General features: G+C 63.4%; 13 protein-coding genes. 7 read left to right on the plus strand and 6 right to left on the minus strand.

Annotation, left to right across the window (positions count from 1 at the left end; translation table 11 throughout):
- Positions 1–32 precede the first annotated feature (32 nt).
- The 3 genes from yaaA to gyrA all read left to right on the plus strand — a co-directional run bounded on the left by yaaA (position 33) and on the right by gyrA (position 3,940).
- Complete coding sequence (yaaA, locus tag ASE00_RS05535) at positions 33–809, plus strand: peroxide stress protein YaaA (RefSeq protein WP_056378144.1); 777 nt, start codon at positions 33–35, stop codon at positions 807–809.
- Between the two features lie 64 nt (positions 810–873).
- Entirely contained in the window at positions 874–1,050 is a 177-nt protein-coding gene (locus tag ASE00_RS23830; protein ID WP_200957877.1) for a hypothetical protein, read from the plus strand.
- Positions 1,051–1,180: 130 nt separating this feature from the next.
- Complete coding sequence (gene gyrA, locus ASE00_RS05540; RefSeq protein ID WP_056378145.1) at positions 1,181–3,940, plus strand: DNA gyrase subunit A; 2,760 nt, start codon at positions 1,181–1,183, stop codon at positions 3,938–3,940.
- A gap of 3 nt (positions 3,941–3,943) precedes the next feature.
- Here gyrA and ASE00_RS05545 read toward each other — a convergent pair whose 3' ends face one another.
- The 3 genes from ASE00_RS05545 to ASE00_RS05555 form a co-directional block, all read right to left on the minus strand.
- On the minus strand, positions 3,944–4,651 hold the full coding sequence (locus ASE00_RS05545) for a hypothetical protein (RefSeq protein WP_156405280.1): 708 nt from the start codon (positions 4,649–4,651) through the stop codon (positions 3,944–3,946).
- Between the two features lie 50 nt (positions 4,652–4,701).
- Positions 4,702–5,142 (minus strand): host attachment family protein, encoded by a 441-nt coding sequence (locus ASE00_RS05550; protein ID WP_056378147.1) that lies wholly within the window; start codon positions 5,140–5,142, stop codon positions 4,702–4,704.
- Between the two features lie 72 nt (positions 5,143–5,214).
- Entirely contained in the window at positions 5,215–5,499 is a 285-nt protein-coding gene (locus ASE00_RS05555) for a hypothetical protein (RefSeq protein ID WP_056378148.1), read from the minus strand.
- 20 nt (positions 5,500–5,519) lie between these two features.
- On the opposite strand from ASE00_RS05555, the gene ASE00_RS05560 reads away from it, so the two are divergent.
- Positions 5,520–6,650 (plus strand): hypothetical protein, encoded by a 1,131-nt coding sequence (locus tag ASE00_RS05560; protein WP_056378149.1) that lies wholly within the window; start codon positions 5,520–5,522, stop codon positions 6,648–6,650.
- The gene (locus ASE00_RS05565) at positions 6,643–8,019 is read left to right on the plus strand and encodes a cytochrome P450 (protein ID WP_056378150.1); all 1,377 of its coding nucleotides are present in this window, start codon (positions 6,643–6,645) and stop codon (positions 8,017–8,019) included. Before ASE00_RS05560 ends, ASE00_RS05565 begins: the two co-directional genes overlap by 8 nt.
- Here ASE00_RS05565 and ASE00_RS24310 read toward each other — a convergent pair.
- A complete protein-coding gene (locus tag ASE00_RS24310) occupies positions 8,009–9,394 on the minus strand; it encodes an HAD-IA family hydrolase (protein ID WP_321164004.1) in 1,386 nt (461 codons plus the stop codon). The genes ASE00_RS05565 and ASE00_RS24310 overlap by 11 nt on opposite strands.
- A gap of 60 nt (positions 9,395–9,454) precedes the next feature.
- Here ASE00_RS24310 and glmU point away from each other — a divergent pair, with 60 nt between their 5' ends.
- Both glmU and glmS read left to right on the plus strand, forming a co-directional pair.
- Positions 9,455–10,813, plus strand: coding sequence for a bifunctional UDP-N-acetylglucosamine diphosphorylase/glucosamine-1-phosphate N-acetyltransferase GlmU (glmU, locus tag ASE00_RS05575; RefSeq protein WP_056378151.1), 1,359 nt, complete (start codon positions 9,455–9,457; stop codon positions 10,811–10,813).
- 90 nt (positions 10,814–10,903) lie between these two features.
- Positions 10,904–12,730: a glutamine--fructose-6-phosphate transaminase (isomerizing) gene (gene glmS / locus ASE00_RS05580; protein ID WP_056378152.1), complete on the plus strand. Its 1,827-nt coding sequence runs from the start codon at positions 10,904–10,906 to the stop codon at positions 12,728–12,730.
- A 22-nt stretch (positions 12,731–12,752) separates the two neighbouring features.
- On the opposite strand, the gene ASE00_RS05585 is transcribed toward glmS, so the two are convergent.
- Together ASE00_RS05585 and ASE00_RS05590 are read right to left on the minus strand one after the other, a co-directional pair.
- Entirely contained in the window at positions 12,753–14,852 is a 2,100-nt protein-coding gene (locus ASE00_RS05585; protein ID WP_056378153.1) for a family 16 glycosylhydrolase, read from the minus strand.
- Between the two features lie 196 nt (positions 14,853–15,048).
- Positions 15,049–16,695 (minus strand): nucleoside hydrolase-like domain-containing protein, encoded by a 1,647-nt coding sequence (locus ASE00_RS05590; RefSeq protein ID WP_082594475.1) that lies wholly within the window; start codon positions 16,693–16,695, stop codon positions 15,049–15,051.
- Positions 16,696–16,857: the final 162 nt, after the last annotated feature.

A 16,857-nucleotide genomic window follows, 5' to 3' on the forward strand; every position in this document is an offset into this window, starting at 1 on the left:
ATCCGGCCCGCGGCCCCGATTAGGGCGGAGACATGATCCTGCTGCTCTCGCCCGCCAAAAGCCTCGATTATACCAGCCCTCTCCCCGACGTGACGGCCAGCCGACCGCGCTTCGCCGACGAGGCGCTGAGCACCGCGCAAGCTGCGGCAAAGCTGGGGCCGAAGAAGCTGTCGAAGCTGATGAGCATTTCCGACAAGCTCTCCGGGCTCAATGCCGAACGCTATGCCGGCTTCGCCGATCAGGAGGAACGTCCCGCACTCTATGCCTTCTCGGGCGATGTCTATGTCGGCTTCGAGGCGAAAAGCCTCGACGAGCCCGCTATCGGCTTCGCACAGGACCATGTCCGCATCCTGTCGGGTCTCTACGGGTTGCTCCGCCCGCTCGACCTGATCCGCCCCTACCGGCTGGAAATGGGGACGCGCTGGGCCCCTGGCCGCAAGAAAAACCTCTATCAGCTGTGGGACAGCAAGATTTCCGATGCGATCGCCGCCGACCTGATCGCCGAAGGGTCCGACGTCATCATCAACTGCGCCAGCAAGGAATATTGGTACGCGGTCGAACAATCGCCGCCGAAGGGCGTGCGGATCGTAACGATCGATTTCCGCGAGGACGGGCCTAAGGGGCTGACCTTCAACAGCTTCGGCGCAAAGCGTGCGCGCGGCATGATGGCGCGCTGGATGTGCGAACACCGGATCACCGATCCCGAGGGATTGAAGGGCTTCGACAGCGACGGCTATCGCTTCGTGGCCGATGGTTCGGACGACGCCATCTGGCGCTTCGTGCGCAAGCGGGTCGCTGAGACAGCCTAGCCCGTTTCAGGAACATCCCCCGGTCCGGCCCGTTGATAAGACAAGATTTACGGGAGCCAGGATCATGAACAGCCACGTCCATCCGACCGACGAGGACAAGGGTAACGGCGTCGAACTCTCCACCGAGGAAGCGCGGTCCGGCGCGACACCGCACGTCACCCGCTATGTGCTCGTATGGGGGCTGGCGCTGGTCATCATCGCTTTCGCTATCGTCCTGCTCAGTGGCATGCTGAGCACCTGAATCGGGCTCTCCGCGCTGTGTGACGTAGTGGAGACTGCATTGTACTAGCCTTCGCCGCCGTCCTTCGTTAGGAGCTTTCCCACGCCCTGTTTCCGGGGCTGAGACAGCTTTAACAACGGACTGACAGACTTTGGCCAGCGCACCGCCGCCCATCGAAAACAGCGACATTTCCCCCATCTCGATCATCGACGAGATGAAGTCGAGTTATCTCGACTATGCCATGTCGGTGATCGTCTCGCGCGCGCTGCCCGACGTGCGCGACGGGTTGAAGCCGGTGCACCGCCGAATCCTATATGCCTGTCAGGAGGGCGGCTTCGTACCGGGCCGGCCTTATCGCAAATCGGCGAAGATCGTCGGCGACGTGATGGGCAATTATCACCCGCACAGTGACAGCTCAATCTACGACGCGCTCGCGCGTCTGGCGCAGGATTGGGCGATGCGGGTTCCGCTGATCGATGGTCAGGGCAATTTTGGCTCGATGGATCCCGATCCGCCCGCGTCGATGCGCTACACCGAGGCGCGGCTCGCCAAGGTCGCGATGACGCTGCTTGAGGATCTCGACAAGGATACCGTCGACTTCGCACCGAACTATGACAGTTCGCGCGAAGAGCCGCAGGTGCTGCCGGCGCGCTTCCCGAACATTCTGGTCAACGGCGCAGGCGGCATTGCCGTCGGCATGGCGACCAACATTCCGCCGCACAATCTGGGTGAAGTAATCGCGGCCTGCAAAGCCTATGTCACCAATCCCGCGATCACGATTGACGAATTGATCGAGATCGTGCCCGGCCCCGATTTCCCGACCGGCGCGCTGATCCTGGGCCAGAGCGGTGCCCGTCAGGCCTATCATACCGGGCGCGGTTCGATCATCATGCGCTCGCGCCATCAGGTCGAGGAAGGCCGCGGCGACAAGCGTCAGATCGTGTTGACCGCTATCCCCTATCAGGTCGGCAAGAACAACCTCGTCGAGAAGATCGCCGAGGCCGCCAAGGACAAGCGGATCGAGGGCGTCTCCGACATTCGCGATGAATCGAGCCGTGAAGGCGTCCGCGTCGTCATCGAACTGAAGCGCGACGCCACTCCGGATGTCGTGCTCAACCAGCTGTGGCGCTTCACCCCGGCGCAGACCAGCTTCCCGGCGAACATGCTCGCGATCCGCGGCGGCCGCCCCGAAACGCTGACGCTGCGCGACATCGTCGAAGCCTTCGTCAAGTTCCGCGAGGAAGTGATCACCCGCCGCTCGAAGTTCGAGCTGCTCAAGGCGCGCGACCGGGCCCATATCTTGCTCGGCCTCGTCATCGCCGTCACCAACCTCGATGAGGTCGTCCGGATCATCCGGGGTTCGTCGAGCCCGGCCGAGGCGCGTGCCGCTCTGATGGCGCGCGAATGGCCGCGCGGCGAGATCGAGAGCTACATCAAGCTCGTCGAAGCGGTCGATCATATCGACGATTCACCGACCTATCAGCTGACCGATGCACAGGTTCGCGCGATCCTCGACCTGCGCCTGCACCGCCTCACCGCGCTGGGCCGCGACGAGATCGGCGACGAACTCGCCAAGCTTGCCGAGTCGATCTCGGAGCTGCTCGAAATCCTCGGCAACCGCGTCCGTCTCTATGAGGTGATGGTCGAGGAATTCGACGCGATTCTCGCCGAGTTTGCGACGCCCCGCCGCACCGAGATCGCCCCCGCCGGGGACGATATCGACGACGAGGACCTGATCGAGCGCGAGGACATGGTCGTCACCGTCACCCATGGCGGCTACATCAAGCGCACCCCGCTCGAAGCCTTCCGTGCGCAGCGGCGTGGCGGCAAGGGCCGCTCAGGCATGGCGACCAAGGACGAGGACGCCGTCACCGAACTGTTCGTCACGTCGACGCACACGCCGGTGCTGTTCTTCTCGAATCACGGCAAGGTCTATCGCAAGAAGGTGTGGCGCCTGCCCGAAGGCGCGCCGCAGGCGCGCGGCCGGCCGATGATCAACCTGCTGCCGCTGGCCGATGGCGAGAAGATCACCACGGTGCTGCCGCTGCCCGAGGACGAAGAGAGCTGGGGCGCGCTCCACGTCGTCTTCGCGACCGCGCATGGCAATGTCCGCCGCAACTCGATGGACGCCTTTGCGAACGTGCCGACCAATGGCAAATTCGCGATGCGCTTCGACGAGGATGCGACCGATCGCCTGATCGGCGTCGCGCTGCTGACCGAGGAGGACGATGTCCTGCTCGCGACGCGCGGCGGCAAGGCGATCCGTTTCGCCGCGACCGATATCCGCGAATTCCAGAGCCGCACCTCGACCGGCGTGCGCGGCATCCTGCTCAAGGGCGGCGACGAGGTTATCTCGCTGTCGATCCTCAAGGGCTTCGAAGCCACCACCGAGGAGCGCGACGCCTATCTGCGCGCTGCGCCCTGGAAGGAAAACGAGACCGAGCCGACCCTGTCGCCCGAGCGTATGGCCGAGTTCCAGAACGCCGAGGAGTTCATCCTCACGGTCTGCGCCAACGGCTATGGCAAGCGCAGCTCGGCCTATGAATATCGCAAGACCGGCCGTGGCGGCCAAGGCATCGGCAACATCGACAATCTGGAGCGGAACGGCCCGGTGGTCGCGAGCTTCCCGGCGCACAATGGCGAACAGCTCATCCTGGTGACCGACCAGGCCAAGCTGATCCGCCTGTCGGTCGGCGACACCCGCGTCATCGGCCGCAATTCGGCAGGCGTCCGGCTGTTCCACGTTGCTGAGGACGAGCATGTCGTCGGCGCGGCGCGGATCGAAGAGAGCGAAGAAGAGGCCGACGCCGACCTGAGCGACGGCGAGGCCGAGATCGCGCCCCCTGACGACGCAGCGATCGGCGATGATCTGGCCGATGGCGGCGAAGCCGGTACTGCGAGCGAAGACTGATCCCTATCGCGCGGCGGAGGCATCGTCCTCCGCCCGCGCTATCCGGTAGACGCCGAAATAAGCGGCATCGGTGACCAGCATCGTCGCGGCGATCATGATGCCGTTGGCGAGGGCTATGCCGACCTGTTCGGCAATGTCACCGACGACGGGATGTAGCCCGCGCACCAGCCCGGCGAGCGCGAGAACGGGTGCCAATGCGCCCAGAATGACGCCGAAACCATATAGCCAGCACGGCCGCATGCGCCGGATCGCCTCCGCCAGCGTAAGGGGGTCGTCGCTCATCATCGCCACATACCAAGGGAACAGGGGCACCGAGACCAAAAGCCACATCAGCTGAGCGCCCCAGACGAACGCCGCACGGTCATGTCCGGCAAGATTGGCTAGCATATGCCCCGCCGCGGTAAATAGCATCTCGTCGGCCAGCTGGATCGCCATCATCGCCACGATGCCCCACAGCACGCGCCACCGCAGCATCCGGATCCGTGCCCAGTCGCCCTCAAAGCGCCACCAGCGAAGCGCCGTCACCAGCACGAAAAGCATGGTGGCGGTGCTGAGCAGGGTGAACGCCAGCACGATGGCGCGCGGGTTCGATCCGGGTGACATCAGCGCATGACGCGCCATTTCCACCGCTATCGGTAAGGCAACGATCAGCAGCACCGCGCGGGCAAAATCGCCCGCACGCCGGTAGACCGCGATGATATCCGCGCCCATCCCCATAGACGGAGACTATCCGCCGGGGGACGGACGATCAATCGCCCGGATCAGAGCGCCTTCAGCGCCGCCTCGACCCGCTCGATCGGATGATTGACCAGATCCTTGTCGACCTCCGCGACGATCCTGCCTTCGATTGCCTTGTCATAATGGCGGCGCAGTTCGCCCAGTGTGCGCGGCGGAGCAACAATGATCAGCTGCTCATAGTCTTTAGCCTGGGCGCGCCTGGACAACATCGCCGCCGTTTCCGCCGCGAAGCGATCCTCTTCGATCTGGTGATAGTCGGGTTCTTCCATCGTACTTTGGCGGCCACCGACCTGGCTCATCGCCCGGCCCGGCGCGTCGCTCTTCAGGTCGCGGTCGGCGAGGTCCGCCTGGGCGCGCTGGTCCTCGACCACGAGATTGAGAAACTCGGCATCTCCTTCATTGCGCAGGAACAGCGACTTGCGGCCGTCAGCCACCAGGACAAGGGCATCATGGGAAATCTGCATGAAGGCTCTCCTTTCAAGGGTTTGAAGGGAGAACGCCCCGTCGAAGTGGAGGTTGCCGCCGGATGCCGGACCTCAATAGCCAGGAAAAATTTTCCGGATGAGTTGTCCGCGCCAGGGGCGGCCATGATAGTTGAAGAAGAACCAGCCGTAGAATGTCACGAAGAACAGCACCACGGGGGCCAGCCAGTCGCGGTTGGCGCGCATGTGGCGGTACAAGGCGAGATCGGCCTGGCGGCGGTCGCGCTCGGTCCCGCCGCCATATATGCCATAGGCATTGTCGTGTGCGCGGCAGCCGGCGTTCCGATTATGCTTGGAGCCGTCCATGAAGATGCAGTAGCGACGCTCTTTGTCAGCCATGGGGCGAGTAAGCAGCGGCGATGCCGGCGTTCAAGCGCAAAATCTTCTATCTGAGCGGTTTCGACCCGAGGGGCGCACGTTTCTATCATCAGCTGTTCGCGGAGCAGGCCGACGCCTATGGCCGGACGGCCGGACGCCCCCTCGAGATCAGCAAGCGCCGCCGGCTCCCGCCGCATTCGACCGCCTGGTCGGTCGAGGACCGCCAGGCGGGCGTCGAAACCGACTATGTCTTTCTCGGCTGGGACGACGTGGTTCGAACCCATTGGGCGAAGAATCCGCTTGCCCTGCTGAAGCGATCGTTGACGGCCTATTGGAATTTCACCCGCCTGCTCGACTGGCCTATCGTTAAAAACTTCCCTTTCGGCGTTAGGTTCGCCTTCTATTATCCTGGAATATCAACGATTTTATTGCCGATCCTGTTCGGCATCATCTTGACCCTCCCGCTGGGGGCCCTGCTGGGCTGGCGCTGGGGGCTCGCCGCCGCCGCGCTGATAGGCGCAGCGGTTGCGATGTTCGTGGTGAGGAAGATCCAGGGGTTCTGGCTACTGCGCTTCATCATCTTCAACGACACGCTGGCCAAGGATCGCCTGCCCGCCGATGTCGATGACCGCATGGCCGCCTTCGCCGATCAGATTCAGGCCGCCTTCGACGAGGATTGGGACGAGATATTATTCGTCACCCACAGCAACGGATCGATCATGGCGGTGCCGATCGTCGCGCGGCTGCTCGAACGCTGCGGCAACCGGCTGCCGGACAGATTCAGCCTCGTCACCCTGGGATCGTGCATCGCACTGATCGGCAACCGCAAGGACAGCAAGCGCTTCCACGCTCTGCTCGAAAGCGTCGGACAGGGCGACTTTCGGTGGCTCGACATCGGCTCGATCACCGACGGCGCATGCATCGCCGGCATCGATCCCTGCATTAGCTGCGCGCAGCCGCGAAAGGCGCGGTTGTTCCAGACCAGCCCGCGATGGTTCAAATATTGCGACCCGGCGACCTACGAGGCGCGCCGCCGCAACAAATATGAGACCCATTTCGACTATCTGCGGACCTTCGACCGCATATCACCGCTCGATTATATCGCGATCAGCGCGGGTCCGCGGCCACTCGAAGCATCGATCGATGCCTTCAAGGCGGAAAACCATGTCTGACGGCCTGTTCACGCCCCCCTACCCGGTTCCGCACAAGAGCAAGGCATCACTGTTCAAGCGCTTCCTGACCGGCTGGAACAGCTGGATCCATACGCTGTTCGACCGCAGCTACACGATGCAGATGGGCGAAATCCGCCTGCCCCGGCTCGACTTCTACATCGCCAACGACCTGAATGTCGTCGACCAGGTGCTCGACGACCGCGAGAAGGTCTTCCCTAAGCATGAATTCCTCAACGAGCTGCTCGATCCGCTTATCGGCAACAGCGTCTTCTCGGCGAACGGCAAGGATTGGGAAGACCAGCGCGCGATGGTCAATCCGGCCTTCGCGCATACCAACCTCAAGCGCGTCTTTCCGGCGATGCAGGCGGCGGTGGACGACCTGCTCGCGCATATCGCTACCCTCGACCGGTCGAACCCGATCGAGGTCGATCCGCTGATGACCCATGTCGCCGCCGACATCATCTATCGGACGATCTTCTCGGTGAAGCTCGACCAGGCGAGTGCAGACCAGATTTACCACGCATTTCACCGCTATCAGAAAAATATCCAGCCGGGGGCGATGCTGACGCTCTACGGCCTGCCGCTTTTCGGCTATCGCAAGCGGGCGCGGCGCGCAGCGGCCGACATCCACGGCGTCTTCGGCCCGATCGTCCGGGCGCGTTACGACGCCTGGCACGGCGGCGGCGGCACGGCGCAGGCGGATATTCTCCAGTCATTGCTCGAAGCCCGCCATCCGGAGACGGACGAGGCCTTCACCTATGAGAAGATCATGGAGCAGGTCTCCACGATTTTCCTCGCGGGCCACGAGACCGCCGCTTCGGCGATGACCTGGTCGCTCTATCTTCTGTCCGAATGCCCGCACCTGCAGGATGCGCTTGCTGCCGAGATCGCGAACGAGACCGAGGGCGCGCCGATCGCTTTCGAGCATCTGCGCGGTATGAACGGGGTCCGCAACCTGTTCCGCGAAACGCTGCGCCTCTATCCGCCGGTGAGCTTCCTCGTGCGGGAGGCGACCGCGCCGACCCGCCTGCGCGACAAGCTGCTGCCGAAAGGCGCGATGATCGTGATTTCGCCCTGGCTGATCCAGCGCAACCGCAACAACTGGAAATGTCCCCACGCCTTCGCGCCGGAGCGCTTCGACGATCCCGAAGAGGTGCAGGCGTGCCGCCACGCCTATCTACCCTTCGGAAAGGGCCCGCGCATCTGCATCGGCGCCGGTTTCGCCCAGCAGGAAGGGATGCTGATCCTCGCCACCATCGTCCGCGCCTTCCGGCTGCGCTATCCCGACATCGCCAGGCCAGAACCGGTCAGCCGCCTGACCCTGCGGCCCATGAAGGCGGTGCGGCTTTGGTTCGACGCTAGGGCCTGAGCAGCAGGTCGTCCTTGCCGAGCACCAACACCGAATTGGGCGACCAGCCACGCCAGTTCACCCGCGGAATATTGCACTCGATCAGCGTCGCCTCATCAAAATCGCGCAGGAGATCGTAATTCTCCGGCAGCCGGAAAATCATGCCGAGGGTCCGCTGGATATCGTGCCGCCCGAAGCTGCGGACATGGTCCTCCTGGCCGAAACGCGCCGTGGCGTCCTCCGCGCTGATCGGCCCGAGTTCCTCGGCATAATAGCCGTCCCGGGTGATAGGAACGCAGCAGACCTGCTTGCCATCAGACTTCAACGATCTGTGAAGATGATAGAGTATCGCTGTGATATTACAGGAAATATGCTCCATAACATGCGAATGAATGATCACGTCATAAAGGTTTGAGGGCAGCTTCGCGGCATCCTCGATCAGGTCGATCTTCCGGATGCCGGGAACATGAGGATAGCCCGCCGGATCGAAATCGACCGGCTCATAGCCGTCCCCGTAGGTCGCGTGCAGCCGTTCCGCCAGCGCTCGCTCCGGCGCGAGGTGGAGGACGCGCAGGCCGGGACGCAACAGGCCATGGGTTTCGAGCATCAGCCAGAGCAACCGGGCCCGCTCGTTCGAACCGCATCCCGCGCACTGGACATGGCCGCGCTGCTGCCGCGCGACGAACTTCGTCGATCCACAGATATTGCAGCGGAGCCAGCTTTCGGCCTGCCCCAGCCGTTCGAGCGTGGGGATCAGTTCGTCGAAATGATCGATCAGCGCCATCGCATCGAGCTGCTCGACGGGGCGATCGGAAAAACCGAAGCTCACCGCGACGGTCGGGATATTGGCGTTGCGGCCGGTGTCGGTATCGGTGATCGAATCCCCGACATAGGCCGCCCTGCCCCCGCCGGCTTGCGCGATCGCCTCGAACAGCGGCGCGGGGTCGGGCTTGCGGACGGGGAGCGTGTCGCCGCCCACGAGCGCGTCGAAGCGGTCGGCCCAGCCCAGCTCGTCGATGCAGCGCCGCGCCAGTCCTTCGGCTTTGTTGGTGCATACCGCCAGCTTTACCCCGCGCGCGGCGAGCTGGTCGAGCGCCGCGTTCAGGCCCGGAAAAATCGTCGTGTTGTCGGCGATATGGGCAAGATAATAGTCGATGAAGATCGGAAAGCCCTGCTCGACGAGCGCTTCTGTCATTTCCCCGGTCGCCGCTAGCCCCTTCTGGAGCAGTGCACGCGCGCCATGGCCGACCATGTGGCGGACATCCTCCGCCGGGACCGGCAGGCGGCCAAGCTCGCCAAGCGCATGATTGAGCGCGGCGGTGAGATCGGGCGCGGTATCGGCGAGCGTGCCGTCGAGATCGAAGGCGACGACATCGAAGGGGAAATCGGCTGTCATGGCCGATCCTTCACCCCGCCCATATGGAAAAGGCAAGCGCTTCGTGGCAAATGATGCCGCATGATAAGCCGCCCCTTCGCCGCGCTCATCCTTGCCGCCGGCAAGGGGACGCGCATGAAATCCGATCTTCACAAGGTTCTCCACGCGATTGCGGGCCGGCCGATGCTCGGCCATCTGATCGCGGCGGTCGATGTGCTCGGCGCCGCGCGCAAGCTGGTCGTGACGGGCGCTGGGCGCGAGCAGGTCGAGGCGTTCGTCGCCCCGCTGGGCGTCGATGTCGCGACCCAGGAGCCCCAGCTGGGTACCGCCCATGCCGTGCAGCAGGGCGAGGCCGCCCTCCGCGGTTTCGAAGGCGATGTCCTGATCCTCTATGGCGATGTGCCGCTGGTTCCCGCCGCCACGATGCGCCGCATGCTCGACCGGCTGAATAGCGACGATGCTCCCGTCGCAGTCGTGCTCGGCTTCCGTCCCGCCGATCCGCTCGCCTATGGCCGCATCCTCGCGCGCGGCGACGGCACGATCGACGACATGATCGAATATAAGGACGCGACGTCCGAGCAGCGCGCGATCGACCTGTGCAATTCGGGGTTGATGGCCGTACGCAGCGATCAGCTGTGGCGGCTGCTCGCCCTCGTCGGCAACGACAATGCCGCGGGCGAATATTATCTACCCGACATCGTCCGGATCGCGCATGCCGAGGGCAAGCGCTCGATCGTGATCGAGGCCGAGGCGTGGGAAGTCGCGGGCGTCAACAGCCGCGCCGAACTCGCCGGAGTCGAGGCCGAATGGCAGCAGCGGCGACGCCGCGCCGCGATGGCCGACGGCGCGACGCTGATCGCCCCGGAAACGGTGTGGTTCTCGCATGATACGGTGGTCGGCCGCGACGTCGTGATCGAGCCCGATGTCTTCTTCGGCCCGAAGACCGTGATCGAGGACGGCGTGACGATCCACGGCTTCAGCCATATCGAGGGCGCGACCGTGCGTGCGGGGGCGGAGATCGGCCCCTATGCGCGGCTGCGGCCGGGCGCGGACATCGGCGAAGGCGCGAAGGTCGGCAATTTCGTCGAGGTGAAGAACAGCCTGTTCGGCAAGGGCGCCAAGGCCAATCACCTCGCCTATGTCGGCGACGCCACCGTGGGCGCCAAGGCGAATATCGGCGCCGGCACGATCACCTGCAACTATGACGGCTTCCTGAAATACCGCACCACGATCGGCGAAGGGACGTTCATCGGTTCGAACAGCGCGCTCGTGGCGCCCGTGGCGATCGGCGACGGCGCGATCGTCGCCGCCGGCTCGGTGATCACCCGCGACGTGGAGGCCGACGCCATGGCCGTGGCGCGGGGCAAGCAGGAGGCGCGCGCCGGCTGGGCCATGCGTTTCCGGAACGCGATGCAGGCGAAGAAGGCCGCGAAAAAATAAGCGATCGCGTCTGCTCTTTCTGCCCGATTGTAAGCCGCGCCGAATAATGCTTTGAGCGCATTGTGATCCGGTTTGGTGGGGCGTTGGTCGATGTGTGGCATTATCGGCATTTTGGGCAAGGAAGACGTGGCGGGCCGACTGCTCGAAGGGCTGCGTCGGCTCGAATATCGCGGCTATGATTCGGCGGGCATCTGCACGATCCACGATAGCAGGCTCGATCGCCGCCGCGCCGAAGGCAAGCTCGACAATCTGGCGAAGAAGCTGGCCGCCGAGCCGCTGCCCGGCGTCATCGGCATCGCACACACCCGCTGGGCGACCCATGGCGCGCCGACCCAGGACAACGCCCATCCGCACGCGACCGGCGAGGTCGCGCTGGTACACAACGGCATCATCGAGAATTTCAAACCGCTGCGCGACGAACTGATCGCCAAGGGGCGCACATTCGAGAGCCAGACGGACACCGAAGTCGTCGCCCATCTGATCTCCGCCGATGTCGAAGGCGGCATGGACCCGGTCGAGGCGGTGCGGACCAACCTCAAGCGCCTGCACGGCGCCTTCGCACTGGCCATCCTGTTCCGGCAGAACCCCGACATGCTGATCGGCGCGCGCCTAGGATCGCCGCTGGTCGTCGGCTATGGCGCGAATGGCGAAAGCTATCTCGGCTCGGATGCGCTCGCGCTCGCCCCGCTGACCCAGCAGATCGCCTATCTGGAGGAAGGTGACTGGGTCGTCATCACCCGCGAGAAGACCCAGATCTACGACCGCGACGACCTACCGGTCGAGCGCGCCGTGGTCAATTCGGGCGTGTCGAACCTGTCGGTCGACAAGGGCAACCACCGCCACTTCATGCTTAAGGAAATCTACGAACAGCCGATCGTCGTGGCGCAGACGCTGAAATCCTATGTTCGCCGCCTCGAGGACCAGGTCTCCCTCCCCGTCCCCGATTTCGACCTGTCGGCGATCCGCCGCGTCACCATTGTCGCCTGCGGGACCAGCTTCTACGCGGGCATGGTCGCGAAATATTGGTTCGAACAGTTCGCCCGCGTGCCCGTCGACCTCGATGTCGCTTCGGAGTTCCGCTATCGCGCGCCGGTGATGGAGGAAGGCGGGCTCGCCCTGTTCATCAGCCAGTCTGGCGAGACCGCCGACACGCTGGCGGCGCTGCGCCATGCCCGCACGGAAGGGCAGAAGATCGCGGTGGTGGTCAACGTCCCCACCTCCACCATGGCGCGCGAGGCGGACCTGCTGCTGCCCACCCATGCCGGGCCGGAAATCGGCGTCGCCTCGACCAAGGCCTTCACCTGCCAGCTCGCGGTGCTCGCCGCGCTTGCCGCCAATCTGGCTCGCGCCAAGGGCCGCCTCTCGCCGGGCGAGGAAAAGGCAATCGTCCGCCATCTGTCCGAAGCGCCCGCCGCGATCAACGGCGCGATCGCCTATGACGAGGCAATCGAAGCGATGGCCGGCGCGATCGCAGGCGCGCGCGACGTGCTCTACCTCGGCCGCGGCACCGATTATCCGCTTGCGCTCGAAGGCGCGCTAAAACTCAAGGAAATCAGCTATATCCACGCCGAAGGCTATGCCGCGGGCGAGATGAAGCACGGCCCGATCGCGCTGATCGACGAGAATGTCCCGGTGATCGTGATCGCGCCGTCAGGCCCGCTGTTCGACAAGACCGTGTCGAACATGCAGGAGGTGCAGGCGCGCGGCGGCAGGGTGGTGCTGATCTCCGACTATGACGGGATCCAGGCAGCGGGCGAAGGGTGCATGGCGACGATCACCATGCCCAAGGTCCACCCGCTTATTGCGCCGATCGTCTATGCGATCCCGGTCCAGCTGCTCGCCTATCATGTCGCGGTGGCCAAGGGCACCGACGTCGATCAGCCGCGCAACCTCGCCAAATCGGTGACGGTGGAATAATCCACCGGCACCCAGGCGATCCTTACAGGAAGTCCGCCACGCTGATCGCCAGCGGATCGATCGCACCGAGATTGACGGCCGCATCGACCGTCGCGCCGCCATTGCCCGCATAGAAGAGATAGGTGTCGGTCCCGACCCTGATCGCTGCGGCTTCGCCGGTCCCGGCATGGTCGTCGAAGAGATGCTGCGCCCAGCTCGCCGCTGATTCCAGCGTCGTCTGCGCCGCCCCCGTCAATACCGCCACCGGCAGGTAACCGATCGACAGATGATCGACGCCGTCCTGGAAGTCGGTGACGACATCGGGGGTCGCCATCGGCGATCCCGGCCCGGTGAAGACGAACAGATCGACGCCCGCGCCGCCGGTCAGCCGGTCGACGCCCAGATCCCCCGACAGCGTGTCGTTGCCGTCGCCGCCGTTCAGCGTATCGTTGCCCTGTCCGCCACGCAGCAGGTCGTTCCCGCTGTCGCCATAGATCATGTCGTTGCCGAGATTGCCGTTGGCGCTGTCGTTGCCCGCCGCCCCATGGATCAGGTCGTCGTTCGCGCCGCCATTGATCCGGTCGGAGCCGTCGCCGCCGTCGAGCGTGTCGTTGCCGGCATTGCCCTGGATATAATCGCTGCCGGACTCGCCATAGATCAGGTCGGCCGCATCGGCACCGCCATTGGGCGACTGGCCGAACAGATGGTCGTTACCGGCGCCGCCGTGGATCGTGTCGGCTCCCGCCCCGCCCATGATCTGATTGTGCCCGCTGTCGCCGTCCAGCACGTCGTCGCCCGTCGTGCCCTGCCCCGGCACCGCTGGCGCTGCTGGAGCAGCCGGAGCGGAGGGCGCCGCCGAAGGAGCCTCGCTCAGGCTGTAGGCACGGATATAATCGACCTTATACTCGGACGACAGCGAGCCCGTCGTCCCCGGCGACACCGCCAGGTTGACGATCATGTAGAAGGGTTTGTGCATGTCGTCGGGCGTTTCGGCGGTCTTCACCGCCGTTCCGTCGATATACCAGGTCAGCGAATCCTCGGTCCACAGCAGGCCATAGGTGTGCATGCCCGTCGTCGCGCCATCGACGAACGTCTTGGTGTAGGACTGGGTGTGGACGCCGGTCTCCTTGGTATGGAGCGTCTGGACGGCCTGCTCGTTGCCATAGGCCTCCATGATGTCGATCTCGGGCGGCCAGCTGCCGTCGGTCGGCATGAGCCAGAAAGCCGGCCAGGCGCCTTTGTCGTCGGGCAGCTGCAGCCGCGCCTCGAAATAGCCGTAGGTCTGGCCCCAGGTGCCGCGCGTCGTCAACGCCCCCGACATATAGTCATAGCCCCAGAGCGCGGTTTCGGCTTCCGCGGAGGTATTGGAGGCGGTGATGGTGAGCACGCCTTTGTCGAGCGAGAAGGGATTGAGGCCCAGCGGGCTCGTCCCGGTCCCCTTCAGCTGCGGATCGACATAGACTTCGAGCTCACCATTGCCGCGCAGCGTGCGGTTGTCGAGGCCGCTTTTGTAGGTTCCGCCGCCATACCAGGTCTTCCAGACGCCGCCGCTATTGTCACCATTCCAGAGATTCAGCGTGTTGAACTCGTCCGAAAAGGTCAGCTGCATCCCCGACATATCGAGCGGCAGCTGGAAATTGGAGGCGGTGAAGCCGTCGATGCTCGTATTCTTGATCGTCACCGCATCATTGGCCGACAGACGCAGCACGACGTCCGAGCCGTTTTGAGTCATCGCGCCAACAACGGCATCGAAGCTCTTGAAATTGCTCAGCCCAGTCAGCCGAATGGTGTCGGCGTCGTCGGCATTTCCGGCCTTGAAATCATTGATGACGTCCCGGCCCGATCCCGGACCGAAGATGAAAACGTCGCTGCCATTGCCACCCGTCAGGATGTCGTTGCCGCCGCGCCCTTCCAGCTGGTTGGCTTCACCGTTGCCGATGATACGGTTGTCCAGGCCGTTGCCGACCCCGGCATAGGCGCCCCAGATTTCCAGGTTTTCGACATTGTCCGGCAGAACATAGTTGGTTTGCGCAATGACCTTGTCGATGCCGCCTCCCGGCTGCTCGACAATATATTTCGCTACCGTACCAATAGAATAAGTAAACGAGGAAGAATCCCCGACGATTTCGCCAGAATAGATCATGTTAGCCCACCCGTTAAGGTCGGTTTTTGGATGAACTCGTCTGGTTTATCAAACGTTAAAGCGCACTAAGGGCGAAACGATTTCGCTACGGAATTGGGGATAAAATGCGACGAACCGAGTTTAATCATTGAAAAAAAGGGAGAAATCACGAATCCGAAACGAAATTCATGATCCCTCCCTTTCACGCCTTTTTCGCTCAGGCGAACAGGAAATCGGCACCTGTCAGGTCGCGAGCGTCAACGTTGCGAAGCAGGATGCTGTCGTCGCTGAAGGTCAGAAGCGTGTCGGCGCCCACCTGAGTCTTCGCATCATAGTGGGTGTACCCCATGATCTGCAGGCGATCGTCGGTCCCGCCCGCCACGAAATCGGTAATCACATCGTCTCCGTCCCCGGCCCGGAAAATGAACAGGTCATTGCCGGTGCCGCCGGCGAGCCGGTCGTTGCCGGTATTGCCGATGATCGTATCATTGGCTTCGGCGCCGTAGATCGTGTCGTTGCTGCCTTTGCCGTCGATGACGTTCCGCCCGCTGTTGCCGCTGATATTGTTGGCGAGCCCGTTGCCGGTGCCATTGATCGACGCCGCGGTGCGCAGATTCATGTTCTCGACATTGGCGGACAGCGTGGTGTTAACATAGGCATGGACCAGATCGGTGCCTTCCCCGGCATTCTCGACGACCACATCGCCGGTCTGGCGCAGATAATAGGCGTCGTTGCCGGTGCCGCCGGCCATGCGGTCGCTGCCTCCTGCTCCGTCGAGCGTATCATGGCCCGCCCCGCCCGACAGCGTGTCGTTCGCCGAAGTGCCGAGCATCGAATCATTGCCGCTGGTTCCGACCTTGCTGGTCGTGGGTGCGATCGGCGCGGTCGTCGACACCGTGTCCTTCAGCCAGTCGAGCCGCTTGGCGAAATCCGAGGTCCAGGCCGCACGATCCTCATAGATCGTATGCGCGCCGTTGGTGCTGGTGGTCGTGGTCGTCCAGTTGAAGGCGCCGTCAGTACGGTCGGTCCACAGCTTGTCGCCGATCTTGCGATATTCGCCGCCCCAGCTTTCCGCAGTCGGATCATCGTTCTTCGCAGAATCGATCAGGTAGAAGATCGTGTGGGAGTCTCCCATCTTCATCCCGTCGACGGTGCCGCCCAGGCCGCGCACGTCCTGGGTGTTGTCATAGAACATGGTGCCAAGGGCGCCGTGGCCCTTGGCGTTGGCTAGCGCCCAGGCATCCGAAATCGGATCCCTGCTGTCGGGCGTTCCATAAACGCCCCTGTGCGTGCTTGCCTCGTTGATCCACCAGAGTTCGCCTTTGCCGGCAAATTTCGCCGAGATATAGGCATGGGCATTGGGTTCCTGCACCTTGCCCGAGACCGACAGCAGGCGAATATTGTCGGCGATATCCGGCGCATCGTGGAGTGCGCGGGCGATATCGCCCACACCGCCCCACGCGGTGACATAGAGCGGCACGCCGTCGTCTTCCGCGGCGCGCGCGGCCTTGATGATGGCCGCCGATGCGGCGGTCGGCGCGACCAGCCCCGAACTGCCGGCGAGATATTTCGTGCCCTGATAGGTTATCGCATGAAGTTGATCGGCTGTCTTGAACCCGCTGCCATGCGCGGCAAGGGCGTCCCGATCCTTTGCATAAGTGTCGATAACACGATGAATAAGGTCGGCACTGTTCTTTCCTGGCTGATGCGCCGAAGTACTCGAAGCGATACCGACGATTTCATATTTATCCTGATAGAGGAGCGAATGGATCAGCGACTGCACATCATCTTTATCGCCGTCAATCAGATTTACGCCCGAAATCATTTGCAAGTCTGTGGTAATGAAAACTCTTGAATTCGCCATGAAGATCGCTCCTTGCTTCGCGATCTCCAACAGTGCCTTCAAGGTTAACAAAACCTTGCTGAGTGCACCTATGTTTGTACGAAGGTCTAAACAGGCCTTCCTTTTAAGACAGCTCGTTCCGGACGCGTGGCAGGCCGTGCTCTATATGATTTCCGTGGTGTA

Origin of the sequence: Sphingomonas sp. Root710, from assembly GCF_001429065.1 — a bacterium.
Classification (GTDB): Bacteria; Pseudomonadota; Alphaproteobacteria; order Sphingomonadales; family Sphingomonadaceae; genus Rhizorhabdus.